Origin of the sequence: Brevibacterium atlanticum (assembly GCF_011617245.1) — a bacterium.
Lineage (GTDB): Bacteria > Actinomycetota > Actinomycetes > Actinomycetales > Brevibacteriaceae > Brevibacterium > Brevibacterium atlanticum.
The window spans coordinates 4034265-4058215 of sequence record NZ_CP050152.1 but is presented as its reverse complement, the minus strand read 5'-3'; the positions used below and the strand labels follow the sequence as shown (position 1 = coordinate 4058215).

Sequence of the window (23951 nt, the reverse complement as noted above, 5' to 3'; positions counted from 1 at the left end):
TGTGAGCACGTCGACAATCGGCCGAGTCGGCCACCTCGGATTCATCCACCTCGTTCCCTTCGACCGCGACGATCCTGCCCGCGGTCTGGTCGAGGGCATCGAGCTGTTCCGTTTCGCCGAGGAACTCGGTCTCGACAGCGGATGGGTCCGCACGCGGCACATGCAGTACGGGTTGCCGTCCCCGGCGGCGTATTTCGCCGCACTGGCTCAGCACACGGAGCGGATCGGCCTCGGCAGCGCGGTCATTCCCGTCGGGCATGAGAACCCCTACCGGCTGGCCGAGGACCTCGCCGTTGCCGACGTGCTCTCCGGAGGCCGGGTTCTGCCCGGGCTGAGCGTGCATCCACCCGCCTTCGTTGAGGAGGTCAACGACATCGTCCATGGTGAGGGGTGGCGCGGTGAGGACTACAGCTACGCGCGAATCGATCGTCTGCGCGATCTCCTGGCGGGCGCCTCGGTGCGGGAGAAGCCGGAGTACAAGGGCTTCGGTGGGGACATCGACTCCGAACGGGTGGAACCGCACGCGCCCGGGCTGAGCGATCGCCTCTGGTACGGGGGAGGGTCGCTGCGCTCGGCCGCATGGGCAGGTGGGGCCGGCCTGAACTGGCTGATGAGCAACATCACCTCGGCCGAGGACGGCATCGAGGACTTCTCCCTCAACCAGGTCAACCAGATCGAGACGTACCGCGGGGCGCTCGGGGAGGGGGGCGGACGGGTCAGCCTGGCCCGCGTCATCGTCCCCACCGATGAAGCGAGTCCGACGCAGGCGGCGAAGTACCGGAAGTACGCGGAGGAGCGAACCCCGCGGACGAAGCAGATCCACGGGAAGAACACGATCATCGCCTTGGACCTGCTCGGCTCGACCGAGGAGATCGTCGACTACCTCCTGTCCAACCCGGCCTTCCAAGCCTCGGATGACTACCTCTTCGAGTTGCCCTTCGAGTTCGAGCTCGAGGACTGGAAGCACATCCTCCACCAACTGGCCACGGAGATCGGCCCGAAGCTCGGGTGGACGCCGGCTGACTCTTAGGCACATCCGTCGATCAAGGCGGAGCGCATCTATCGAAAGGTGCACCTATCGACAGATGCGCTCCGCCTTGAACGAGCCTCTTGGCGCCGATGAATCCTGGGCCGCACCCATGAAGTCGGGTCAGTCAGCGCCTCAATTGAGTGGTGTCAGCCCTTCATAGGTCTGACCGTGCGGGCCGGTCAGAGCGATCGCTTTGCCGTCGACGGCGAGGACGAAACGCCCGTCGGCGGCGTGCCCGCCCGAGACGCCGGCCTCAACCTGCGCCCCAATGTTCGGCAGCACCTGAGCTCCCTCGTTGCTGATCCACACCACGTCTTCGCGCGATCGCATGAGGGACGCGAACTCGGCCCGAGCCTCGGCATCGACATACGCGAGCACCGCACTGTGGAACACGACCGGCTGGGTGCCCGCGGGCACCTCGGCGAGCAGGGACTCGATCGTCTCGAGCAGATCCCCGCGGACCAACCTCGGCGGATCCTTCGCAACGAGCGCGGCCGCTGCTATCAGGCGTTCGCGCCGAACATCGTGCTCGGGCCAGACGAGCGAACGCAGCCACTCGCGCTCGCAGGCATCGGTGACGTCGATCGGATTGAGATCGATACCGGCGCGCCACGCGACATCGGGCAGACCACGAGGCGCCGAAGCATTGGCCAGTTCGCAGTCGATGAGCACGGAGCTCGGCCCGTCCGGCGGATCGAGCTGGATCGTTCGGGCAGGATCGGGGCCGGTCGTGCGCGCGGATGTGGAGGGATCGGCCGCCTCGGCGATGGTGTATCGGTAGCTGTACCGATCCGGGTAGAGGCACAGCCCGGCCGAAGCTCCGACCTCGATGAGCGCAAGCGGCCCATCGATCCTGGCCAGCACCGGCAGGAGGGTGGCGCACCTGCCTGCCTCATTCGTCTGCGTTGAGCGAGCGAGCATGAGCTCCCGTGCCTCCTCCCAATGCTCGAGCAGCCACGTCCGCAGGTCCGCATAGGACCCCTCACCCGCACCGAGGTGGCGCGCCGCCGCGAAAAGGAGGTTGGCCTGGCGTTTGGGCCGGGGCAGATCGAGGAGCCGGCCGATGACTTCGTCATCGGCCGCGACGCCCTCCGCCCAAGTAGTGTAGATCGGGGACGTGTCGGTGGCCTCGACGCGGGCGAACGTCCGGTAGTAGTCGCGCACGGTCTCGGCGTCGAGCTCAGTCATCGGCTGCATGCTGCTCCTTCGGTCTGCGTGGACTCAGCTTAACGAGGCACCGTGCCGCCGGTCACCGACGCCTCGTTCAAGGCAGAGCGCGTTGAGCGAAAGGCGCACCTATCGACAGATGCGCTGCGGCTTGAACGAGTCCATTGCGCCGTGGCACTGCGCCCGACCTGCGCCGCGGCCCTGCCGAGTCCGCCTACCGCCCCACGTCCACCCCACCGCCCACCGTCCGTCCCGGTATTCGGTACTCCGGCCCTGAACGCTAGGCGGGAGGGGTCGGCTGACGTAATGTGTTGCCGTAGCGTCGTCAGTGGCCATCACCATGGCCCGGCCAGATCGAGGGAGATCACATGTCATCCGAGGTGAACCCGTCAGTGAGCGGAGCGATTCCAGTCGATTCGGCGCTGGAGAAACGGACGATGCGCAAGGTCATCGTCCGGCTCATCCCGTTCATCATCGCGATGTACTTCATCAACTACCTCGACCGCACGAACCTCGGCATCGCCGGCCCGGGCGGAATGAACGAAGACCTCGCGATGAACGCGACCCAGTTCGGGTTCGCCGCCGGCATCTTCTTCTTCGGCTACCTCATCCTCGAGGTGCCTTCGAACCTCGCGCTGCACAAGTTCGGCGCCCGCATCTGGCTCGCCCGCATCCTCATCAGCTGGGGCGTCGTCGCCGCGGCGATGGCCTTCGTGCCCAATCACTACTGGCTCTACGTCCTGCGCTTCCTCCTCGGAGTCGCCGAGGCGGGATTCTTCCCCGGCATCATCCTCTACCTCACCTACTGGTTCCCCACCTCGATGCGAGCCCGCGCCACCGCCCTGTTCATGCTTGCGATCCCGCTCTCGAGCGTGGTCGGTTCCCCGTTGTCCTCATGGCTGATCTCCAGCGGCAACTCGATCTTCGACTCCTTCGCCGGCTGGCGTTTCATGTTCATCATCGAGGGTGTGCCGGCGGTCCTGCTCGGTCTCGTGTGCATCTTCTACCTCACCGACCGTCCACGTGATGCGAAGTGGCTGGCACCCGAGGAGCGTGAATGGCTGCAGGCGACGATGGACGCCGAGGACAAGGACAAGTCCGAGACCTTCCACTACCCGGTCCGTCGCTCCCTGCTCCAGCCGCGGGTGTGGGCGCTGTCCTTCGTCTACTTCGGCATGGTCTACGGCCTCTACGCGATGAGCTTCTTCCTGCCGACGATCATCGCCGGCTTCCAAGAGACCTTCGGCACCGAATACTCGATCGTCGAGATCGGTGTCATCACCGCCATCCCCTACATCTTCGGCGCGCTCGCGATGTACCTCTGGTCCCGTCACGGCGACCGGACCAACGAACGCGTCTGGCATGTGGCGATCCCCCTGTTCGTCGGCGGTGTGGCGATCCCGATCGCGCTCTACCTGTCCTCGCCGTTCACCACGATGATCGCCGTGACCATCACCTGCATGGCCATCTGCGCGGCACTGCCGACCTTCTGGCCCCTACCGCAGACCTTCCTCGCCGGTGCCGGTGCCGCCGCAGGTCTCGCACTCATCAACTCATTGGGCAATTCGGCCGGATTCTTCGCCCCCTACATCACCGGCTGGCTCGCCGACCTCACAGGAACGCAGAACGCAGGCATGTGGGTCGTCGGCGCCGCGATGGTCGCCGCCGGCATCGTGACCCTCATCCTCAAGGCCGCGCCAGCGCCCGATAACCTGGAGCCGACGCTGCGGAAGTGAGTCGGCGTCGACCCGGATTCGAGGAGGTCAACATGAGCAGTGAGCAGATGACAGTCGACGGCCAGGCAGGTACGGGAGGCCCGACCGTGGACTCGGCCGCACTCGAGAACCTCGCATCCCGGCTGAGCCCCGGTGCGCTGACCACGGACCCGGACGTCATCGATGCCCACGCCAGCGACGAAGCCCTCTTCTGCCCTCGCGAGGGTGCGATCGCCCTGGTCAGAGCCACCTCGGCGAAGGATGTGCAGGAGGTCATGCGGTTCGCCACTGAGCATTCCGTCCCCGTGGTCCCGCAGGGCGCACGGTCAGGGATCTCGGGAGGCGCGAACGCGGTGCCGGGGGCGATCCTGCTCAACGTGTCGAAGATGAAGGACGTCGTGGCCGTCAACCCGGCCGAACGCCTCGTCACCGTCCAACCCGGCATCATCAACCAGGACCTCAAGGACCACCTCGCCCCGTACGGACTGTCGTACCCACCCGATCCCGGATCAGTGGCACTGTCATCGATCGGCGGCAACATCGCCACGAACGCTGGCGGACTGTGCTGCGTGAAATACGGTGTGACCAGGGACTACGTCCGCTCACTGAAGGTCGTCCTCGCCGACGGGACCATCACCACGCTCGGCCCGCAGACGGCCAAAGGCGTGGCCGGACTCGACATGCGCCACCTGTTCATCGGCTCCGAGGGCACGCTGGGCATCGTCGTCGAGGCGACCCTGCGCCTCATCCCGAAACTGCCCGACCCGTTCACCGCGATCGCGACGTTCCCCGATGAGCGCAGCGGACTGCAGACCGTGGCCGACTTCATGGCCGCCGGCGGGGTGCCGAGCCTGCTCGAATTCCTCGACGGATCATCCCTGCGGATGCTCAACGACTACGGCGACTTCGGCCTCGACGCTGAGGCCGGCGCGATGCTCATCATGCAGGTCGATGAGAATCCGAGCGATTCGGAGACCGCGATGGAGTCCTTCGCCGAGGTGGCCCGAGCCTGCGGTGCCCTCGACGTCGCGTACTCCGACGACCCGACCGACTCCGCGGCGCTCATCACCGCCCGGCGGATGATCCAACCGGCGTATGAGAAGTTCGCGAACGCCCACGGCGGTGGGCAGCTGCTCGACGACGTGTGCCTGCCGCGCACGGCCGTCCCCGAATTCTGCGACCGACTGGCCGCACTGCGGGAGAACTCCGGACTCGAGATCGCGCTCGTCGCGCACGCCGGAGACGGGAACATGCATCCGTCGGTGTTCTTCGACGCCGGCGACCAGGCGGAGACGGCGAAGGCCGAGGAGGTCTTCGCGGAGATCATGCGAGTCGGCCTCGACCTCGGCGGGACGATCACCGGTGAGCACGGGGTCGGCTATCTCAAACGTGCCTGGCTGCCGAACGAACTCGACGAGGGTTCCCGGCGCATCCAGTTGGCTGTGAAGAACGCCCTCGACCCGCTGGGGATCCTCAACCCGGGAAAGATGCTCGCAGAGATCTGAGCAGGCGTGGGCTCACGCGACCCGTGCGGCATCGTCGACGGCGAGCTCGCGCAGGGCCGCGATCGCATCGGCGATGAGTGCCTGCTGAGGATGGCCGGGGTCGCTGATCGCGTGGACGAATCGGATCGGTGTCGGCGAGGCGATCGGCACGATCGCCACCCCTGCCGGCAGCGGGTCGATTCCCAGGCGCGGCATAATCGTCACGCCGAGGCCGCGGCTGACCATGTGGAGAGCCGTGGTGAAGCTGTGGGCCTCGTGCTTGAAGCTCACCTGCACTCCCGCACGCGCGCAGGCGTCGAAGAGAATCGTCCGGCAGGGTCCGTCACCCGTGTCGTTGTCGATCCACCGATGGTCCGCGAGCTCACCGAGACTGACCGACGAGCGCTGCGCGAGCGGATGATCGTCGGGCACGGCCACGACGTAGGGATCCTCGACGAGGAAGGACGCGTCCACCTCGGCGGGGAATTCGAGCTCGGGGGAGGAGGAGATGACGAGCTGGATGTCCGATGACAGCTCCGTCCACGGTCCTTCGCTCAGGTTGAGCTGAACCGAAGTGTGTGGGTAGCGGTTCTCCAGGTAGGCGACGAGTTCGGGCAGCCATCTCGTGCCCGCTGAGGCGAAGTATCCGATCGAGAGTCGATCGCTTCGGCTCTCCTGCAGTTCGGAGATCCGCTGGTGGAGCCGACTCGAGGCGTCGAGCACCGCATCGACCTCGCCGAGGACGGTGGCACCGGTGTCGGTCAGGCACAGTCCTCGTCCGCGTCGGGCGAAGAGGGTCAGTCCGGTCTCCCGCTCGAGCTGTTTGATGTGGTGGCTCACGGCCGACGGCGAGAGTCCGAGGTGCTGTGCGGCCGAGCGCACGGAGCCGGTCGTCGCCACCGACTTGAACGACTGGAGATGTGTGACGGTGTCCATCACCCGACTGTACGGACTTCACGCACATGTGTGCAATAGCGTGCGCTTTTCTTCAACGGTTGTGCGCACAATAATCACTGTTATGAGAACGAACCCCGACCCGGAATCCTCCCCGATGGAACAGACAGGTGCCGGCCGCAGCCGCATCTCCGCGCTCCCGTGGGCGGCGGCACTGCTGACCATGGTCTTCTGGGCCTCATCCTTCGTCGTCATCCGTGACGCCGGGCCCCACTTCGGTCCGGGGGCGATGGCGCTTCTGCGCAGCCTCTCCGCGGCCGTGGTCCTCTCGCTCTGGATGCTCGTCCGTCGTCCTCGTTTCCCGCGGTCGAAGCGGGTCTGGCTGATCGTCATCCTCTGGGGTGTGGCCTGGTTCGCCGCCTATGTCGTCGTGCTCAACGCCGCCGAGCATTCGATGGACGCCGGCACCGCCTCGATGATCGTCAATATCGCTCCGCTCATCGTCGCGGTGTTCGCGGGTCTCGTCCTCGGCGAGGGACTGCCGAAGCGACTGATCATCGGCGTTCTCATCTCGCTGGCCGGCATCGGGATGATCACCGCCGCGAGCTTCACCGGGGTCTTCACGGTCGTCGGCCTGGTGCTCAGCGTTGCGGCCGCCCTGCTCTACGCCGGGTGCGTGCTCATCCAGAAGCACTTCCTCTCGCGCGAGGATTCCGTGACGGTGACGTGGGCGGGAATCCTCGCCGGAGCCCTCGCCTGCCTGATCTTCACTCCGAACCTCATCGGCGACATCACGGCCGCACCCCTGTCGATCACCCTGCAGGTGATCTATCTGGGCGTGGTGCCGACGGCAATCGCCTTCAACCTGTGGGGCTACGCCATCCGCGTGCTGCCGGCCGGTCTGCTCAGTTCGTCGAGCCTGCTGGTGCCCGCGATCGTCGTCGTTCTCGCGTGGCTTCTCCTCGCCGAGGTGCCGCCGCCGTTGGCAGCGGCCGGTGGAGTCCTCTGCCTCGCCGGTGCAAGTTGCGCGATCGGACCGCAGATCATCGGGTCACTGCGCCGGCGCTGAGCGACGCAGGCTGGGACGGACCTCAGCCCTCGGCCTTGCCCTGTCGCCAGTAGCCCATGAACGCGATCTGCTTGCGATCGACTCCGACCTCCTGGACGAGGTAGCGGCGCAGACGTTTGACCGGTCCGGCCTCGCCGGCGATCCAGGCGTAGAACGGGCGGGCATCCTTCTCGGTCTTACTCGAACTGCCCTGAGCGGCCTGGGTCAGCGCTGCCGGAACATCCCAGAGGATCTCCTCGTCGATGTTGACGTCCTCGAGTTCACGGGCGGCGGACTCGGCGGTACCGGAAGCCTCGTCTGACGCACCGGACCCGGCCCCCACCTCGGTGAGGACCTTCGATTCGGCCCGAACGACCTCACGCACGGCGGGTTCGAGCATCGCCCCGAACTCGGCGTCGCCACGCGGCAGCCACTCGATTTCGAAACCGGCCGGAGCGGGGAGATCGATGATGTCTTCGGCGCGGGGGATTTCGAGGACGGCCTTGCCCCGCACGTCGCTGTCCTTGATCGAATCGAGGATCGAGGCGATCGCGGGTACCGCGGTCTCGTCGCCGGCGAGGAGGATCTGGTGGGCGTCGCCGGGTGCGAATTCGATGCCGCCGTAGGGGCCGTCGAAGTCCCGGGCGGGACCGATGATGTGGAGTGCGTGGCCGACCTCGGCGGTCTCGGCCCACTGGGCGGCGGGACCCGAATGGCCGTTCTCGTCGGTGTGGAGCACCATGTCGACGACGAGTTCGCGTTCGTCATCGCGCCATTCCCGCACGGTGTAGGTGCGCATCGCGCCGCGGATGGCGGGGTCGACCTGCAGCCAGGCCTGGTACCAGGAGACGCCGGCCTCCTCCTGTTCGGCGAGGAAGCCGAGGAGGTCGAACTCGGGTGCGGTGGCACCGGCCGGAGGGATGATGAGTTTGATCCGCAGGTCGCGCGGATGCGTCTTGGGTCCGAAGCCGCTCAGTCCGGGACCGCCGAACGTGATGCGGCGGAACGAGGGGCTGAGGTCCTCGACGGCGATGACCGTGGCTTCGAAGCCGCCGATGGGTGCTCGTGACACAGTTTCTCCTTCACTTCCCGAGATCCTCGGGTTCGTCCCACGATCGGCTCGGGATCGCAGGTGCAGCAGTCGGGGACGCCTGAACGTCCACCCCCACTCTACGCCAAAGTAGTAAGGCAAGCCTTTCCAAATAGTGTTAATGTGATCGCGGACTTGTTGAGATCGATCACACCCGAACCCTGATCTCTCCGATCGATACCCCTGTCACCAGCGACTTCACCGTCTCCGAAAGGCTCCCGATGCATCGCCGTCAGCTCCTCGCCCTGTCCGTTCTGGCCCCGTTCGCCCTCGTCGCCTGCACCGACAAGGAGGGCGGGGACGGCGCAGCCACGGGCTCGACACGGAACTTCAGCTATTCGCCCGAGGGGTATGACGGGCTGACGATCGAACTCGACAAACCCGCCGAGCGCATCGCCGCAGACTTCTACTCGGCGGCCGGTCTCGCCCAGTATGGAGTCACACCGGTCGCGGTATTCGGATTCGGGCAGAACGAATCACCGGGCAAGTCCTTCGACTCCGAAGGCGTCGAGGTGGTCGGCACCGATATGGAGCTCGACCTCGAGAAGCTCGCCGTCGCCGAACCGGACATCTTGGTCGCCTACGGCAATGAGAAAGGCGACGGGTGGACCTGGTGGGACGACAAGGTGAAGAACCAGGTCACCGACCTCGTCGAATTCGTCCCGGTCAGACTCGCCCAACAGACGCCCGACCAGATGTTCGCCCAATACGCGGCCATCGCGAAGGCACTCGGCAAGGAGACCGAGACCGGCGAGATCGCCGAGAAGCGCCAGTCCTACGACGACGCCCGCAAACGTGTACGCGAGGTCGCGAAGTCGAAGGGTTCGCTGACCGTGCTCCTGGCGAACTTCAGCTCGGAGCTCAACTACACCTCGAAGAGCTCCGGGATCGCGGACATGCTCGCCGAGGACGGCATCACCCTCGTCGGCCCCGAGTCCAGCGATGACTCCAGCTGGGCGGAGGTGTCCTGGGAGAAGATGTCCGACTACCCCGCCGACGTCCTCCTCGTCCACGACGCCTCCGCCGACTACGAAGACAACCCGGTGTACAAGCGTCTGCCCGCCGTCAGGGCCGGACAGCTGGGGACCTGGGACGATAAGCGCGCCTACACCTACGACGGCTACGCCGAATGGCTCGGCGAACTCGCCGATGTCATCGAGGGCGCGAAGGAGATCGTGAAGAAGTGAGAGCGGGGCCGGCAGGTACGATCGCTCCATGAGCGCACTCCCACCCGATCTGTCCGACGATGCCGTCATCCGATCGCTGGCGACGGGTGCCCCGACCACGTGGATCCGCAATGCCCTCGCCGAGGCGGCCCTGCCCGAACTCGGCGACGTGATGGATGGTGCGGCGGCTCGGTTCGACCGTTTCGCCCCGTGGTTCGCTGCGACGTTTCCCGAGACCGCGACACCCCCGCCCGGGATCGCCGCAGCCTTCCCCGAGGCGGCCCGCTCCGGGGGTTTCATCGAATCACCGCTGACTCCGGCCCCGGCAGCGCAGGAGTGTCTTGGCGATCTGTTAGGCGCCCGGCTGTCAGGTCAGCTGTGGCTCAAACGCGATGATGCTCTGCCGGTGAGCGGGTCGATCAAGGCCCGTGGCGGGTTCCACGAGGTTCTCGAATTCGCCGAGGCGGTCGCCGCCGACCACGGCCTCGACGTTGCCGATCCCGCCACCTATGCGAGTGCCGAGTTCCGCGAGATCGCCGCCGAGCACCGGATCGTCGTCGGTTCGACGGGCAACCTCGGGCTGTCGATCGGAATCCTCGGCGCTCGCCTCGGATTCGCCGCCTCGGTGCACATGTCCGCCGACGCCCGCGCATGGAAGAAGACGATGCTGCGCGACCACGGCGTCGAGGTCATCGAGCACACCGGGGACTTCGTCGAGGCCGTGGAGGCGGGGCGTGCCTCCGCCGCGGCGGATGGTCAGGCACATTTCGTCGACGACGAGGACTCGGTCAGCCTCTTCGCGGGCTACTCGGTCGCGGCACTGCGGTTGGCCCGCCAGCTCGAGGCTGCGGGGATCACGGTCGATGGCGACCACCGCCTCGTCGTCTATCTGCCGTGTGGAATCGGGGGAGGGCCTGGCGGAGTGACCTTCGGACTCAAACGGGTCTTCGGCGACAACGTCCGATGCGTCTTCGTCGAACCGAGCCAGGCCCCGGCGATGTTCCTCGGAGTGCGGTCGGGTCGCCACAGTGACATCGCCGTCCAGGACATCGGACTGACCGGTGCAACCGCCGCCGACGGCCTGGCCGTGGCCAGGCCCTCACGCTTCATCGGACCGACGATCGGCCCACTGATCTCGGGCTTCGCCTCGGTGCCCGACGACGTCATCCGGGCAGGCGTCGGAGTCCTCCATGAGACCGAGGGCATTGATGTCGAACCCTCGGCGACCGCGGGACTGAGCATTCCGTGGCGACTCGGGGCACCTGCACCATGGCCGAACGTGAGCACACACCTCGTGTGGCTCACCGGCGGGGCGATGGTCCCCGACGACGAACGGTCGCACTACGTCGTCGAAGGAATCGGGCTGATGGATCGGATCGCCGGCCCCGCCTCGGCGATCTTCATCGACTGAGCCCGGCCCATTCGCGACGATCCAGCGGATGAGCCCGACTCACGAATGACCGATCACCAGTCCCAGGGATCATCGCTGACGGTGATGACGACCTTGCCGTCGACGATCTCGGCTGTGCCGTTGAGGTCGAAGGTCACGGTGTCGTCGAAGGGCTCATCATCGTCGAAACCGTCGTAGCTGCCGGTCACGAGCGCCTCACCCGAGGAGTCCGAGGAGATCAGCCATGCCGGCCCGCCGTTCGGGCCGGTCGCATCCGCCGGATCCGAATAGCCGTCGGAGCCGGCCGTGTCATCGGCGACGGTCACCGTCGGATACGACGAGATCGACCAGGTGAGGCCGGTGGCATCGTAGCTGTCGGCCAGTGAGGAGCCGAACGGGCACCCGTCGGGCTGTGCGACCGTCTTCTTCGCGCAGCTGTCGATGAGGGTCTTGACCTGTTTGTCGACCTCGGTGCGGAAGGCATCCGACGGCTGGGCGGCGAGCCGCGGAACGTCCTCGCCCTCAGCCTCCGAGTCGGCGTCATCACCGAGGAATGCGCGCACCTCGACGGGGTCGGCGGTGACGAGGTCGGACTTCTCGGCCAGACCGATCGTGTAGAGGCCGGGGAAGGCCGGCAGCGCCAGAGCCGAGCCGTCGGTGTCGACGTCGATCCCGTTGACCTTGACCTTCTGCAGACCGGGGGTATCGACGGCGAGGGTGAGCAGTTCGGGGCTTTCGAGCGCCCAGTCGTCGAAGAACAGCGCCTTCTTGCCCGCCTTGTGCAGGGTCAGCGTGCTGTTGCCCTTGGAGCCTCCCACATCGTAGGTGACATCGACCGTGGCCGTGTCGCCGGAGATGTCGGCATCGCCGACGGTGACATCGTCGGGCAGAGCCTTGGCCCCGCCGAGGATGTCGTTCGACAGCAGGGTCCGTGACTCCTGCGGGACATCGACGTCGGCGACCTTGAGCGCGCCCTCGGCGTCGCCGTCGGAGAGCTCCGAGAAGTACTTCTCCGCCGTCGCCTCGGGGCCGAACATGTGACCGTTGACCTGGGTGACGACGATGAGCGCAGCCACGAGGAGGAGGACCGCACCCCCGGCGACGACGGAGACGAGCGTCGCCTTCTTCCTGTCGAAGGGCTTCGCCGGGGCCGCGCCGTAAGGCTGGGTGCCGTCGGCGGAGCCGAACGTTCCCGGTGTCGAACCGAACGCTCCCGGCGACGCAGCGTATGCCTGCTGGCCGGCAGGTGTTGCGTGCGGCTGCTGGCCGGGCTGTGACGGATACTGCTGCTGGACCGCCGCCGACTCGTAGGGGTGTCCGCCCGCGGGAGCCCCATGGTGCGACGGACCCACGGGAGTCCCGTAGGGCGGCTGACTCGCCGGAGTCCCTTGGGGCGGTTCACCCGCCGGAGACCCCTGAGGCGGCTGACCGGGCGGTGCCGGATAGGACTGCTGGCCCCCACCCGGCTGGGAGCCATAGGCAGGAGTCGACCCGGGAGGCGGGGCCATCGGCGGTGCTGTGGGGGCGGCCCCGGCGAGGTCGGGATGGACGAACGCGAAACGCGGCTCGCTCATGCCCAGGTGGGGACCCCAGTGCGGGTGCACGGCACGGCCGGCGGCGATCCGTGCGAGCGCCGGGAAGGTGAGCACGAGTCGGGGGCCGAGCGTGCGCGAAAGGACCTCGATGACTCCACCCCACACGGCGAAGATGAGGAACGTCCACGCGAGCGGACCGATGCCCGCACGGGCCGCACCGGAACCGCCGAAGAACATGGCCGCCTCGGCGGATCTGGACATCGACATCCGCATCGGAATCGCCAGCAGCGACAGCAGCCCCCACGCGAGGCAGAACGCCAGGGGCAGCTTCCATGCGCTCGCCCACTGCTGCTTGTCCGCTTCGACGACGGTCCACGACGGACGTCGGACGACGGTGGCGACGAAGGTCGAGATGAGCAGCGCCACGACCACGACGAGCAGACCCAGCCAGAGCTGGCCGGGAGCATCGTGGCTGAAGATCGTGAAGTTCTCCGAGAAGCTGTCCGAATAGAAGCCGAGGTCACCCTGCGCCGTGGCACTGATCCCGCCGAGGTGGGTGAGGGACGTGAGGATGAGTCCCATGTTGACGAAGGTCAGCGGCACCAGCTGTCCCGGCATGTCGACCGAGAACGGGAGTACGAAGAGCGCGACGATAGAGAACAGGCCGACGGTGACGACGAGGTGGACCCAGGTGACCAACAGCGGCGGCACGGCCCAGCGCAGGAAAGGAGCGCCGATGGCTTCGGTGCCTTTGAAATGGCCGGCGACGCGGCCGGCGATGCTCGTGATGAGAATGGCGAGCAGGGGCAGGAAGAAGGACCTGGCGGTGATCGCTGAGAACGAGAAAGTCAGGGTGCCGTCGCTTTCGAAGCTCGAGAAGCGGGCGGCGAAGATCAGCTGCAGGAGGAAGAGGACGAGGGTCATCGCCAGCGTCGAGACCGCGATGCGGACCCACGTGGCGACCCGGTTCGGTGACGGCGTCCTCCGTTCGCTGAGCTTCGTCATCCACCACAACAGGCCGATGACGAGGATCGTGAGCACCAGCGGTGCCCCGGACATGAAGATGTTGAGCTTCGCGTCGAAGGTGTCAGGAGCATGGATGTCCAACCGCAGCACCGCCGACCCGAAGAGGGACAGCGCGAGGAGGATGAACGGCATGGCATAGCTGAGCCCGTCGAGATCGAACCCGACGTCCTCCGACATGGACGAGAAGTCCTCCATCGACGCGAGGATCACCGTGAGGATGATCGCGGTGACGATCCCGCCGAGGAGGGCGATCCCCGGTGGGACGAGCGCAGTGCGCCAGGTGGTACCCTTCGCCAGCGCCGAGGTGAACCGTGACGTCGCCGAATTCCCCGGCTGTCCCGGCCCGGTCGGGTAGGGCACCGGACCCGAGGTCTGAGGTGGGCCAGCCATTCCGGGAGCGAAGGGCCCCGAGCCCTGCGGGTACGTGTTCTGTCCGTAGGGAGCAGCGCCGTATGCATAACCGGCCTGGCCCTGAACGTAAGGGTCGGTGCTGGGAGAATAGGCGCCCGCTCCCGACGGATTCGGAGCCGCCTGTGGAGGAGGCGGTGTGGAATGGTCGGGCGAATCCGCGTGGGAGGGGCCGTCCTGATCGGGGTCGTGCTGCAGGTAGTCGGCCGAGCTGCGATCCGATTGCTCCGATGCGGAACCGACTGCTTGGCCCTCGGCCGGTGGCGCCCAGCGGGCAGTCTCCTCGGTCGGATCGGTGTCCGGCTTGTCGTCTGCTTTCGCCGAACCGTCCGTCTCGGTCGCGTCCTGAGGCTCGGTCGTCGAGTCATCCGGTCGCTTCTCATCTCGGCTTTTCGGGCTCGACGGTGCTTCGGGGGTGGTCTCGTCGGATGGGTCGTTCATGCTCAGTCCTCAAGTGCCATTGCCAGAAGTTTCCGAATAGTAATTAAAATTCGCCAACTATCGGAACGCTGCAGGTCATATGTAGTACACAACTTATATTAAGGTGTAAAAGCAGGGGAAGTTCTTTTCGAGACTTACTCTGAGACAAAGCGTGAGCGACTGAACTATCTGGAGTTGCCGATGAGTGCGAACCCTCCCGGACGCGGAGATGAGAACGAGTGGGACGTCAACGACCGGTCGGGCAGCCAATGGTCGTCGCAACCCACCCCGCAGTCGAACAGCGGATGGGGCACGCCGCAGCCGGGTCAACAGCCGCCACACCAGCAGAGCGGACCCGCCCAACCGCAGTCGCGTCCTTACGTCCAGGCACCCCAAGCGCAGGGTCAGCCGCCTTATTCGCAGACCGGGCCGCAGTTTCAACAGGGGCCGCCGCCCTACCAGCAGCAGGCAAGTCCCGCGCCGAAGAAGCGCGGTGGTCTGATCGCGCTGTTCGCCGTCATCGTCATCGTCCTCGGTGTCGGCATCGGATGGGGCGCGGCACAGATGTTCCCCCGGGACTCCGATGACAAGGCCGCCGTGAAATCCACCGACGACCCGACGAATGAGCAGACCGACGCCGGCGACGAATCGGCCGCGGCCAGCGAGGACCCCGAACCGACCGAGACGGAGTCGAAGCTCCCCGATGATCCGAAGAAGGCGCTCAAGCAGCTCGCCGCGACCGACGGCAAGGCTGTCACCGACGACCTCGACGGCAAATGGGTGCCGCAGCTGAGTTCGAAGAAGGTCGGCCTCGAGGCCGAGGGGAAGACGTGGAAAGAGCAGGACATCCTCGACGAGCACGAAGAGCTGCGCGAGGAATACCCGCGGGTCAGGCTCGTCTGGTCCGGTGACTTCAGCAGCTTCAGAGAGAGCAACTTCTGGGTCACCGTCGTCGGCATCGGCTACAGCGATCCCGAGGACGCCCTGTCCTGGTGCTCATCGCACGGCCTCGGCCCCGACAGCTGCTACGCCAAACAGCTCAACACCTCGGGCGGCGACGAGGGCACAACCCGCCTGCAGGACTGAGAATCACCGTCGCCGAGAGGCTCACGCCCGGACTCGGCGCCGGTTCTCCAGCAGGTACACCCCGATGCCGATGACGAACCAGATCGCTCCGATGATGAGCGCCAGCGGATTCGCGCTGACGAGGACCGCGATGAGGAGGCCGGCACCGACGACGGGGACCACCCCGTGGTTGAACCAGCTCGGAGACTCGCTTCCCTGCTTCTTGATGAGGAAATAACCGACGACCGAGGCCTGAAGGAACACGAACGCCGTGAGCGCCCCGACGTTGACGATCGAGGTCAGCTGGTCGAGGCCATCGGCCCGGGTCGCCGCCCACCCGGCGACGATGACATTCCCGCCCGCGGCCACGAGGATGCCTTTCCAGGGCACACCGGTCTTGGGAGCCACCTCGGCGAGGAAGGACGGGACCTGCCGGGACCGCCCCATGTCCATGAGGATGCGGGAGCCCGCGGCCTGCCCGATCATCGCGGAGAACGCCGCTCCGACGGCCTTGGCCAGGGCCAGCAGCCAGTGCAGCCACGAGCCCAGTGTCGAATCGACGGCGCTGTAGTAGGCGGCGCCCTCAAGCGAGGGATCGGCCTGGAGCTCCGCCGGCGTCAGCGGTGAGAGCAGGCTGCCGACCCAGGTCTGGGCGACGAAGAACAGGCCGGCGAGGACGAGGCAGATCAGGGTCGCCCGCCCGACGATGCGCGGCCCGCCCTTGGCTTCCTCGGAGAATGTGGCGAGCGAATCGAAGCCGAGATACGACAGCACAGCCACGGAGACGGCCGCGAGCACCGCGGTCACGGAGAACGCATCGACCCCGGTCAGCGGGGTCAGCCAATCGCGGGTCGGCCCGTGCTGGGAGAGGTAGACGATGCCGAGGATGAGGACCAGGGCGAGGACAGCCACCTCGGCGAGGACGACCCCGGTGATCACCCGGGAGGCGACCTTGACCCCGGCGAGATTGAGCCCGGTGGTGAGGATGACGGCCACGGCCACGAACACCCACACCGGGATGGTCGGGAAGATCGAATTGAGTGCGATTCCGGTGAACAGATACGCGACGGAGGGGATGAAGAGGTAGTCGAGCAGGATCATCCATCCGGCCACGAACCCTGCCGGCTTCCCGATGCCCGCCGAGGCGTAGGCGAAGACGGTGCCGGCGCGCGGGACCTCCCGTGACATGCGCATATAGCTGACCGCGGTGAAGGCCATGACGATCGTGGCGACGATGTAGACGAGCGCCACAGCGCCGCCGGACCGGGCGTCGAGGGTGCCGAAGACACCGACGGCGGCCGCCGGTCCGATGAAGACGAGTCCGAAGAAGACGAGCTCGGTGAGCCCGATCGTCCGCCGCAGTGTCCCTGTTTCCATGTTTCTCCTCGTCTCCGGTCCGCTTGGACAGTATGTCACTCCGGTTGGGCGAGTTCGACGGAGACCGATTCGAGGATCTCCAGCGCCGAGGCGATGATCGGCTGCGATCCCGAGCCGCTGCGGATGCCGGTGAGGATCTTCCGCGAGGGCACCGGATCCCCGCGCAGCGGCACCCGGACGACGTCGAAGCCGTCGGGCAGCCGGGCCAGGCGGGGGATGAGCGCGACGCCGAGCCCCGCCGAGACCAGCGCAGCTCCCGTCTCCCATTCCCGCGACTGGTGGGCCTGCTCGGGTTGGAATCCGGCGGCCGCGCAGGCCGTGCGCACGAGCCGGTGATACGGCGAGCCGGCTCGGTCGAGGATCCACGACTCCTCGGCGGCTTCGCTCAGCGTCACCGCCGATCGACCGGCCAGCCGATGACCGGCAGGCACGAGCAGATCGAGCCGGTCGGAGAAGAGCGCGGTCTGTTCGAAGCGGGTGTCGCCGCGTGGCGGCAGCGGATCGGTGGCCACGACGACGGCGACATCGGCATGCTCGGCCACGAGCAGATCGAAGCACTCCTCGGGTTCGGCCTCGATGATCGTGACTTCGGCACCGGGGAAGAGCTCCATCACGGCGCGCGCCGTCGGCGGCAACAGTGTGGCGGCAGCGGTGGAGAATCCGCACAGGCGCAGTCGACGGCTGCGGACGTCGGACCCCGAATCGAGGCCGTCGAGCTCTCCGCGGATCTCCTCCCACCGAGTGAACAGCTCCTGCGAACGCTCAAGGAGCACTTCGCCTGCCCGAGTGAGGACGAGGCCTCTGCCGCGAGGTTCGACGATGCGCACGCCGAGGTCCTTCGACAGGGATTTCAGCTGGTGCGATACGGCCGACGGCGTGTACCCGAGGCGGTGTGCCGCCGCGGTCAGGGTGCCGACCTCGGCGAGGACGCGGAGGACATGGAGACGCGGATCGATCATGCAACAGTATTGCACGATTCGGATGAAGAATATTCGCTTTTCCTCAGCAGCCGTCTCGCGGACACTGGGGGCAAGGAGCACAGACTCCGTGGTCGCCGCCGGCACAGGGGCCGGCGGGGAAGCCGGGCACAGAATCCCGGTCACGACCGCGACGATCACGATGAGGTGGTGGACGAATTGACTCTGGCACCAGAGCAGAAGCGGACCGAATCCGGCGCAGGCAGCCGCGACGTGCTCGCCGGATCCGGTGGGCACGGACCGGCCGACATCGACAGACTCATCGACGAACGCGTGCCGGGATACTCGCTGCCGGCGCCGTTCTACATCAGCCCGGAACTCTTCGCCCGCGACCTCGAAGCGATCTTCGCCTCGACGTGGATCTTCGTCGCCTCGACCGCCGAAGTGCCCGAAGCCGGTGACTACCTCACGATCGACATCGGCACCTATTCGGTCATCGTCATCCGCGACGACGATGACGAGATCCGCGCCCACCACAACGTCTGCCGCCACCGGGGCACCCGGCTGCTCAATGACCTGTCGGGATCGGTGGGCAACATCGTCTGCGGATACCACCAATGGACCTACACCCCCGCCGGCGACCTCATCTCCGCGGGCGTCCAAGCACCGGGCTTCGACCGGAGCTGCTTCTCCCTGCGCTCGGTCAACGTCCGCGTTATCGGTGGACTCATCTTCATCTGCCTCAGCCCCACCCCGCCTGACGACATCGACGAGGTGGCCGCCGTGATCGAGCCCTACCTGACCGGGCACGACATCGCCGGAACAAAAGTCGCAGCGCAGGTCGACCTCATCGAGGACTCGAACTGGAAGCTCGTCATGGAGAACAACCGCGAGTGCTACCACTGCGAAGCCGGGCACCCGGAGCTGACCTGCACGTTCTTCCCCACCTATGGGTACGCACCCGAGGAGATCCCGAAACGGCTGCAGCCGGCCTACCAGCGGTACCTCGACGCCGAGGCGCAGCTGCACGCCGACTGCGATCGCAACGGACTGCCCTATGCCCTCGTCGAAGAACTCAGCGGACGGCCGACGGGATTCCGCATCGAACGGGCGGCCCTCGATGGAAAAGGCGAGTCGTACACGATGGACGGATCCGCCGCCTCGGCGAAACTGCTCGGTGATCTCGACACGTTCGTCCTGGGCCGGGCCTCGCTGCACGTGCAGCCGAACATGTGGTTCCACGCGATGGGCGACCACATCGTGACGTTCAGCCTGCTGCCGCTGGCCGAGGACAAGACGCTTGTGCGCACCACCTGGCTCGTCCGGGTCGATGCGGAAGAGGGCGTCGACTACGACCTCGAGAACCTCACGACGGTGTGGATCAAGACGAACGAGCAGGACGCAGCCTTCTGCGAACGCGGTCATCTGGGAATTTCGTCGCCGGCATACGAGCCTGGCCCCTATGCGCCGACCGAATCACAGGTCGATGACTTCGTCACCTGGTACATCGAACGGCTCAGGGCGCACAAGGAGAAGGGAGTAAGGCGATGAGATACCGTCACTCGACCTTCGGCGCCGCGGCGGAATGTCAGGCGCCGGCTCCGACAGTGCTGTCGCCGATCGCGGCGGGCAAGGGGATCTTCCGGGTGCCGACACGCAATCGTCGGCCGGTGGCTGCATCGGCGCAGTCCGTCGCAACGGCCGCCCAGCTGTTCGCCACGACTCAGCCGGCGGCCCCGGGGTCGACTGCCGTCGAGCCGCAGCTCGATCCCGAACTGCTCACCGGTTTCGTCGACGTCGTCGGCATCACCGACGTCACCCACGATGTGAAGACCTTCGAACTGCGAGCCGCATGGATGCCCTCCGTCGACTTCGCACCCGGACAGTACGTGACGATGCGCATCCCCGAGCTCGGACTCGAGCGCTGCTATTCGATCTCCTCGGCGCCGTTCGGAACGAACACTTTCACGATCACCGTCAAACGAGTGGCAGGCGGAGCCGTGTCGACCTATCTGCACGACACGGTCCGCGTCGGCGATCGCATCCACGTCGACGGTCCCTACGGACTGTTCAGCACGAGCTTCCACCCGGCGCAGCGCCACCTGTTCCTCTCCGCCGGATCGGGCATCACCCCGATCATGTCGATGGTCCGCAGCCTGCTGGCCAGGCAGGGCGGTTCCGTCACGGACATCGCGTTCGTCCACAGCGCGGCCACCCCCGTGGACATCATCTTCCGCGCCGAACTCGAGCAGCTCGCCGAGCTCGCCGGGGTCAGCGTCACCATCCTCTGCTCACGCGACAGCGATTCCGAAACCTGGACTGGGCGGCGTGGTCGGCTCGATGCGAGAACCCTCGCCGAGGTGGTCCCCGATGCGGCCGAACGTGAGACCTTCGTGTGTGGGCCGAGCGGATACATGGACGCCGTTCGTCCCCTCCTCGCCGAGGCGGGGGTGGCGCAGGTGCACGAGGAATCCTTCGTCTTCGCGACCGCTCCTGCCGACCGTGTGGCGAGGGCCCGGTCAGGTGGCAGGGCAGGACTGAGCGGTGCCGCACCGGCCGGCGCGTGTCACACGATCGATTTCGTGGGCAGCGCGCGCAGGATCGACTGCGACTCTGACACGACGGTGCTCGACGCCGCTTTGGATGCGGGCCTCTCCATGCCCTCGTCGTGTTCGGAAGGCGCGTGCGGAACCTGTAAGTCCACGCTGGTCAGCGGTGAAGTCGAGATGAACCATGCCGGCGGCATCCGTCCCAAGGAGATCGCCGCCGGGAAGTTCCTGCCCTGCTGCTCGACTCCGCTGAGCGACCTCGTCGTCGAGAGGTGAGCGACTCTGTCGCTCAGTGCTTGAGCTTCGTCTCCTTCAGGCCGTAGGTGCCGAGCACATAGGGTCGGAAGCCGACGACGTCCTTGCTCACCCCGTACAGGGCCTTCTGGTAGGCGACGGGGACGATGGGGGCGTCGTCGGCGACCTGCTGCTGGATCTTCGCGTACAGCTCGTTCTGCTTATCGGGGTCCTCCTCGGCCACGGCCTGCTTCGCCCACTTCTCGACCTTCGGGTTCGCATAGCCCGAACGGATGCCCGAGTCATCGGTGACGGAGAGGAAGTTGATCATCTGCGAGGTGTCGGAGACGTCCGAAGTCGCATAGCTGACCTGGACCTGGAAGTCGCCCTTGGTTCGGTTCGTCGTCAGCGTCGCATCGTCGAGCTTCTGCACATGGACGCTCAGTCCGATGTCTTCCCACGCCTGCTGCGCGATCTGGGCGAGGAGTTCGCGGTCCGCGACGCCCGAGGGGATCTGGATCGTGATGTCCACGCCGTCGGGATGGTCGGACTCCTTGACCAGCTTCTTCGCCTTGTCCATATCGAATTCGCTGCCGTCGACCTCATCGGAGTGCCCGCTCAGTCCCGGGGAGATGAACGAGGTCGCGGGTTCGGCATAGCCGGCATAGACGACCTTGACCACGGACTCGCGGTCGATGGCATACGACATGGCGCGGCGCAGCTTCGGGTCGTCGAGTTCCTTCTTTGTGTTGTTGAGATTGAAGTAGAGGATCTTCGTCGAGTCGAACGCCGAGGCGTTGATGTCCTGTGATCGGGACAGCTGGCTCATGCTCAGCGGGGCAGGCTCCTGATTGATGTCGGCCTGTCCGCCGAGCAGCTGCAGTCGGCGGGTGTTGTCCTCGGTGACGACGTTGAAGGTCGCCGAGTCGAGCGACGGCACCCCTTTCTGCCAGTAGTCGGGATTCTTCTTCAGTTTGAGGCTCTGCCCCTGCTTCCACGAGTCCACGGAGAAGGGCCCGGTGCCGTCGGCGTGGGTGGCCATGTATTCGGCATCGTGTCCGCCGAAGTCATCGGGATAGATCGAGGCCGCGAAGAGCGCCATATAACTGGGCAGCGGGCCCCAGGGCTGCTTCAGATCGATCCGGACGGTGTGGCTGTCGACCTTCTTCACATCCTTGATGGGGTCGAATTCTGAGGCCCAGAGGTTGTCGTCATCGTCCTGGTCTCGGGCATAGTCGAGAGAGAAGACGACATCGTCGGCATCGAGCTTCTTACCGCTGTGGAACTTCACTCCTTCACGGAGGTGGAAGGTCCACGACATCTTGTCCTTCGATTCCTTCCAGTCCGTGGCCAGCCCCGGTTCGACTCCGGTCCCGTCCGGTCTGTTCAGCGTGAGTGTTTCGTAGACCTGTTGTAGGGTCCAGATGTCCTCGTTCTGCGTCGTCGTCGGAGGCAGCAGAGTCGTCGCATCTTCGGCTCGCGCGAGGACGAGATCGCCGCCGGGGCGGACCGATTCCGCCTCTCCAGTTCCGCAGCCGGCGAGGACCAGCAGGCACGCGCAGACGCCTGCGATGACGGTGCCGAAACGGGATCGTCTCATCACTGTCGCCCACCTTTCGTCGGTCGCGGTCGCAGCCGGTACGTCTCGGTGTTGGGACTTGCGTCCACAGCTGACCTGGCGTTCTCCGCTGACCCTGTGCTCTCCCGTCGGGGCGGTTGCCCGTCCCCTCGCCGGGGTGGTGCTGAACCCTCGCTGACGGCAGTGCCGCCAGCCGGGACCCTGTCGACATCCGCACCGTCGAGTGACGCACTGTCGAGGAACTTGCTGTCGAACCGCGGAATCGCGGCCAGCAGCGTGCGTGTGTACTCGTCCTGTGGGGCGGAGAAGATCTCCGCGGTCGTGTTCTCCTCGACGATGACGCCGTTGTGGATGACGTAGACCCGCTCGCACAGGTTCCTGACCACGGCGAGATCGTGGGAGATGAAGAGGATCGACAGACCCAACTCCTCACGCAGGCGGGCGAAGAGTGCGACGATCTTCGCCTGGACGCTGACATCGAGGGCGGAGACCGCCTCGTCAGCGACGATGACCTTCGGCTCCACAGCCAAGGCGCGGGCGATCGCCACCCGCTGTCGCTGCCCGCCGGACATGGCGGTAGGAGTGCGGTCGAGGAACTCGACGGGCAGGCGCACCATCTCCATGAGCTCTTCGCACCTGGCCCGCAGAGCACGGCCGGTAGCCAGACGATGGTGGCGGATCACCTCGGTGAGGGTGGCGCGGACGGTGTAGCGCGGGTCCAAGGATGCGAAGGGATCCTGGAAGACCATCTGCACGACCCGCCACTGAGCTGCGGTGCGTTTGGGACTGAGCTCGCCGCCGGCGAAGGACACCCGGCCCGAGTATTCGCGTTGGAGCCCGCAGATGACGCGGGAGACGGTCGACTTTCCGGAGCCGGACTCACCGACGAGCCCGACGATCTCGCCGGGAGCCACGACCACGGTGGCATCGTCGACGGCGGTGAAGGCACGATCGCCGCGGCCGAAGGTCACCGTGATGTTCTCGGCCCGCAGTCCGGTCTCTGGTGTCTCGCTCACTTCGCCTCCTCCCGGCTGGTGTCCGAATGGGACGCCGAACCGTCGATGCGCGGCGTGGCACTCAGCAACGTGCGCGTATAGTCCTCGGCCGGGTCGTCGAAGACTTCCTGCAGCACGCCGTGTTCGATGATCCGACCGTCCTTCATCACGCTGATGGACTGACACAGCTGTGCGACGACCGCGAGATCATGGGTGACGTAGAGGAGGCCGAGGTCGTTCTCCTGCTGCATGCTGCGAAACAGGTCGAGCACCTGAGCCTGGATCGTCACGTCCAATGCGGTGGTCGGTTCGTCGCACAGCAGGACCTGCGGTTCCTGGGCCAAGGCGGCCGCGATCATCACCCGCTGGCGCATGCCGCCGGAGAGCTGGAACGGATAGTTCGCGGCTCGGCGTTCGGCATCGGCGATGCCGACGCGATCCATGAGGTCGACGGCGAGGTCGTGCGCGGCCCGCTTCGACAGGCCCCTGTGCTCGGCGACGGCGTCAGTGATCTGACGGCCCACCTTCATCACCGGGTTGAGCGCGATCGCCGGCTCCTGGAACACCATCGAGATGCCCGTGCCGCGGATGCGCTGATCGAATCTCCCACCCGGCCCGGAGGTGAGGATGTTGCGTCCCTGGAAGCGGATCTCCCCGTCGACGATCGTGGCCGCCGGCGGCAGCATGCCGAGGATGCTGCGCAGGGTCATCGACTTGCCCGAGCCGGACTCTCCGACCAGTCCCATCGGCTCTCCGGCTTCGAGCCGGATCGAGACGTCGTCGAGGATGCGGCGGCTACCGGCCAGCCCGTCGACGTCGACGGTCAACGAGTCCACTTCGAGGATCGGTTCGCGGCTCATGC

The 23951-nt window shown here is 66.4% G+C and carries 18 protein-coding genes; 9 read left to right on the top strand and 9 right to left on the bottom strand.

Annotation, left to right across the window (positions count from 1 at the left end; translation table 11 throughout):
- The first annotated feature begins 1 nt into the window (after position 1).
- Complete coding sequence (locus GUY23_RS18025; protein ID WP_166975153.1) at positions 2 to 1030, top strand: LLM class flavin-dependent oxidoreductase; 1029 nt, start codon at positions 2 to 4, stop codon at positions 1028 to 1030.
- A gap of 132 nt (positions 1031 to 1162) precedes the next feature.
- Here GUY23_RS18025 and GUY23_RS18020 read toward each other — a convergent pair whose 3' ends face one another.
- Complete coding sequence (locus GUY23_RS18020; protein ID WP_228282544.1) at positions 1163 to 2218, bottom strand: DUF2332 domain-containing protein; 1056 nt, start codon at positions 2216 to 2218, stop codon at positions 1163 to 1165.
- Between the two features lie 347 nt (positions 2219 to 2565).
- Between GUY23_RS18020 and GUY23_RS18015 the strand changes: the two genes are divergently transcribed.
- Together GUY23_RS18015 and GUY23_RS18010 are read left to right on the top strand one after the other, a co-directional pair.
- Entirely contained in the window at positions 2566 to 3933 is a 1368-nt protein-coding gene (locus GUY23_RS18015) for an MFS transporter (protein WP_166975147.1), read from the top strand.
- A 32-nt stretch (positions 3934 to 3965) separates the two neighbouring features.
- Positions 3966 to 5417, top strand: a complete 1452-nt coding sequence (locus GUY23_RS18010) for an FAD-binding oxidoreductase (RefSeq protein ID WP_228282542.1) — start codon at positions 3966 to 3968, stop codon at positions 5415 to 5417.
- Between the two features lie 12 nt (positions 5418 to 5429).
- On the opposite strand, the gene GUY23_RS18005 is transcribed toward GUY23_RS18010, so the two are convergent.
- Entirely contained in the window at positions 5430 to 6332 is a 903-nt protein-coding gene (locus GUY23_RS18005) for a LysR family transcriptional regulator (RefSeq protein WP_166975144.1), read from the bottom strand.
- 82 nt (positions 6333 to 6414) lie between these two features.
- Here GUY23_RS18005 and GUY23_RS18000 point away from each other — a divergent pair, with 82 nt between their 5' ends.
- Positions 6415 to 7359 (top strand): DMT family transporter, encoded by a 945-nt coding sequence (locus GUY23_RS18000; protein ID WP_228282541.1) that lies wholly within the window; start codon positions 6415 to 6417, stop codon positions 7357 to 7359.
- Between the two features lie 22 nt (positions 7360 to 7381).
- Here the strand turns inward: GUY23_RS18000 and GUY23_RS17995 are convergent, their stop codons facing one another.
- The gene (locus GUY23_RS17995) at positions 7382 to 8410 is read right to left on the bottom strand and encodes a siderophore-interacting protein (RefSeq protein WP_166975141.1); all 1029 of its coding nucleotides are present in this window, start codon (positions 8408 to 8410) and stop codon (positions 7382 to 7384) included.
- Between the two features lie 239 nt (positions 8411 to 8649).
- On the opposite strand from GUY23_RS17995, the gene GUY23_RS17990 reads away from it, so the two are divergent.
- Both GUY23_RS17990 and GUY23_RS17985 read left to right on the top strand, forming a co-directional pair.
- On the top strand, positions 8650 to 9615 hold the full coding sequence (locus GUY23_RS17990) for an ABC transporter substrate-binding protein (protein WP_166975138.1): 966 nt from the start codon (positions 8650 to 8652) through the stop codon (positions 9613 to 9615).
- Positions 9616 to 9643: 28 nt separating this feature from the next.
- Entirely contained in the window at positions 9644 to 11005 is a 1362-nt protein-coding gene (locus GUY23_RS17985; RefSeq protein WP_166975135.1) for a D-serine ammonia-lyase, read from the top strand.
- A 53-nt stretch (positions 11006 to 11058) separates the two neighbouring features.
- Here GUY23_RS17985 and GUY23_RS17980 read toward each other — a convergent pair whose 3' ends face one another.
- Positions 11059 to 14394, bottom strand: coding sequence for a hypothetical protein (locus GUY23_RS17980; RefSeq protein WP_228282533.1), 3336 nt, complete (start codon positions 14392 to 14394; stop codon positions 11059 to 11061).
- A 180-nt stretch (positions 14395 to 14574) separates the two neighbouring features.
- Here GUY23_RS17980 and GUY23_RS18715 point away from each other — a divergent pair, with 180 nt between their 5' ends.
- A complete protein-coding gene (locus GUY23_RS18715; RefSeq protein ID WP_228282531.1) occupies positions 14575 to 15459 on the top strand; it encodes a flagellar basal body-associated FliL family protein in 885 nt (294 codons plus the stop codon).
- 21 nt (positions 15460 to 15480) lie between these two features.
- Here the strand turns inward: GUY23_RS18715 and GUY23_RS17970 are convergent, their stop codons facing one another.
- The gene (locus GUY23_RS17970) at positions 15481 to 16815 is read right to left on the bottom strand and encodes an APC family permease (RefSeq protein WP_166975132.1); all 1335 of its coding nucleotides are present in this window, start codon (positions 16813 to 16815) and stop codon (positions 15481 to 15483) included.
- Positions 16816 to 16850: 35 nt separating this feature from the next.
- On the bottom strand, positions 16851 to 17774 hold the full coding sequence (locus tag GUY23_RS17965; RefSeq protein WP_166975129.1) for a LysR family transcriptional regulator: 924 nt from the start codon (positions 17772 to 17774) through the stop codon (positions 16851 to 16853).
- Positions 17775 to 17942: 168 nt separating this feature from the next.
- Here GUY23_RS17965 and GUY23_RS17960 point away from each other — a divergent pair, with 168 nt between their 5' ends.
- Together GUY23_RS17960 and GUY23_RS17955 are read left to right on the top strand one after the other, a co-directional pair.
- A complete protein-coding gene (locus GUY23_RS17960) occupies positions 17943 to 19283 on the top strand; it encodes an aromatic ring-hydroxylating oxygenase subunit alpha (RefSeq protein ID WP_323127140.1) in 1341 nt (446 codons plus the stop codon).
- Positions 19280 to 20557, top strand: coding sequence for a hybrid-cluster NAD(P)-dependent oxidoreductase (locus GUY23_RS17955; protein ID WP_166975126.1), 1278 nt, complete (start codon positions 19280 to 19282; stop codon positions 20555 to 20557). The genes GUY23_RS17960 and GUY23_RS17955 overlap by 4 nt, the downstream gene beginning before the upstream one ends.
- Before the next feature lie 13 nt (positions 20558 to 20570).
- Here the strand turns inward: GUY23_RS17955 and GUY23_RS17950 are convergent, their stop codons facing one another.
- Genes GUY23_RS17950 through GUY23_RS17940 form a run of 3 tightly spaced genes read right to left on the bottom strand, consistent with a single transcriptional unit; the run spans position 20571 to position 23949 of the window.
- On the bottom strand, positions 20571 to 22115 hold the full coding sequence (locus GUY23_RS17950) for an ABC transporter substrate-binding protein (RefSeq protein WP_166975124.1): 1545 nt from the start codon (positions 22113 to 22115) through the stop codon (positions 20571 to 20573).
- On the bottom strand, positions 22115 to 23110 hold the full coding sequence (locus tag GUY23_RS17945; RefSeq protein WP_166975121.1) for an ABC transporter ATP-binding protein: 996 nt from the start codon (positions 23108 to 23110) through the stop codon (positions 22115 to 22117). Before GUY23_RS17945 ends, GUY23_RS17950 begins: the two co-directional genes overlap by 1 nt.
- Positions 23107 to 23949 (bottom strand): ABC transporter ATP-binding protein, encoded by an 843-nt coding sequence (locus GUY23_RS17940; RefSeq protein WP_166975118.1) that lies wholly within the window; start codon positions 23947 to 23949, stop codon positions 23107 to 23109. The genes GUY23_RS17945 and GUY23_RS17940 overlap by 4 nt, the downstream gene beginning before the upstream one ends.
- Positions 23950 to 23951 lie beyond the last annotated feature (2 nt).

Bases quoted from the DNA above. Each gene is read 5' to 3' on its own strand.
- GUY23_RS17965 (WP_166975129.1), bottom strand. From the start codon at position 17,774: ATGATCGATCCGCGTCTCCATGTCCTCCGCGTCCTCGCCGAGGTCGGC.
- GUY23_RS18000 (WP_228282541.1), top strand. From the start codon at position 6,415: ATGAGAACGAACCCCGACCCGGAATCCTCCCCGATGGAACAGACAGGT.
- GUY23_RS17940 (WP_166975118.1), bottom strand. From the start codon at position 23,949: ATGAGCCGCGAACCGATCCTCGAAGTGGACTCGTTGACCGTCGACGTC.
- GUY23_RS17970 (WP_166975132.1), bottom strand. From the start codon at position 16,815: ATGGAAACAGGGACACTGCGGCGGACGATCGGGCTCACCGAGCTCGTC.
- GUY23_RS17990 (WP_166975138.1), top strand. From the start codon at position 8,650: ATGCATCGCCGTCAGCTCCTCGCCCTGTCCGTTCTGGCCCCGTTCGCC.
- GUY23_RS18015 (WP_166975147.1), top strand. From the start codon at position 2,566: ATGTCATCCGAGGTGAACCCGTCAGTGAGCGGAGCGATTCCAGTCGAT.
- GUY23_RS17985 (WP_166975135.1), top strand. From the start codon at position 9,644: ATGAGCGCACTCCCACCCGATCTGTCCGACGATGCCGTCATCCGATCG.
- GUY23_RS18020 (WP_228282544.1), bottom strand. From the start codon at position 2,218: ATGACTGAGCTCGACGCCGAGACCGTGCGCGACTACTACCGGACGTTC.
- GUY23_RS18005 (WP_166975144.1), bottom strand. From the start codon at position 6,332: ATGGACACCGTCACACATCTCCAGTCGTTCAAGTCGGTGGCGACGACC.
- GUY23_RS17980 (WP_228282533.1), bottom strand. From the start codon at position 14,394: ATGAACGACCCATCCGACGAGACCACCCCCGAAGCACCGTCGAGCCCG.
- GUY23_RS17950 (WP_166975124.1), bottom strand. From the start codon at position 22,115: ATGAGACGATCCCGTTTCGGCACCGTCATCGCAGGCGTCTGCGCGTGC.
- GUY23_RS18715 (WP_228282531.1), top strand. From the start codon at position 14,575: ATGAGTGCGAACCCTCCCGGACGCGGAGATGAGAACGAGTGGGACGTC.
- GUY23_RS18010 (WP_228282542.1), top strand. From the start codon at position 3,966: ATGAGCAGTGAGCAGATGACAGTCGACGGCCAGGCAGGTACGGGAGGC.
- GUY23_RS17955 (WP_166975126.1), top strand. From the start codon at position 19,280: ATGAGATACCGTCACTCGACCTTCGGCGCCGCGGCGGAATGTCAGGCG.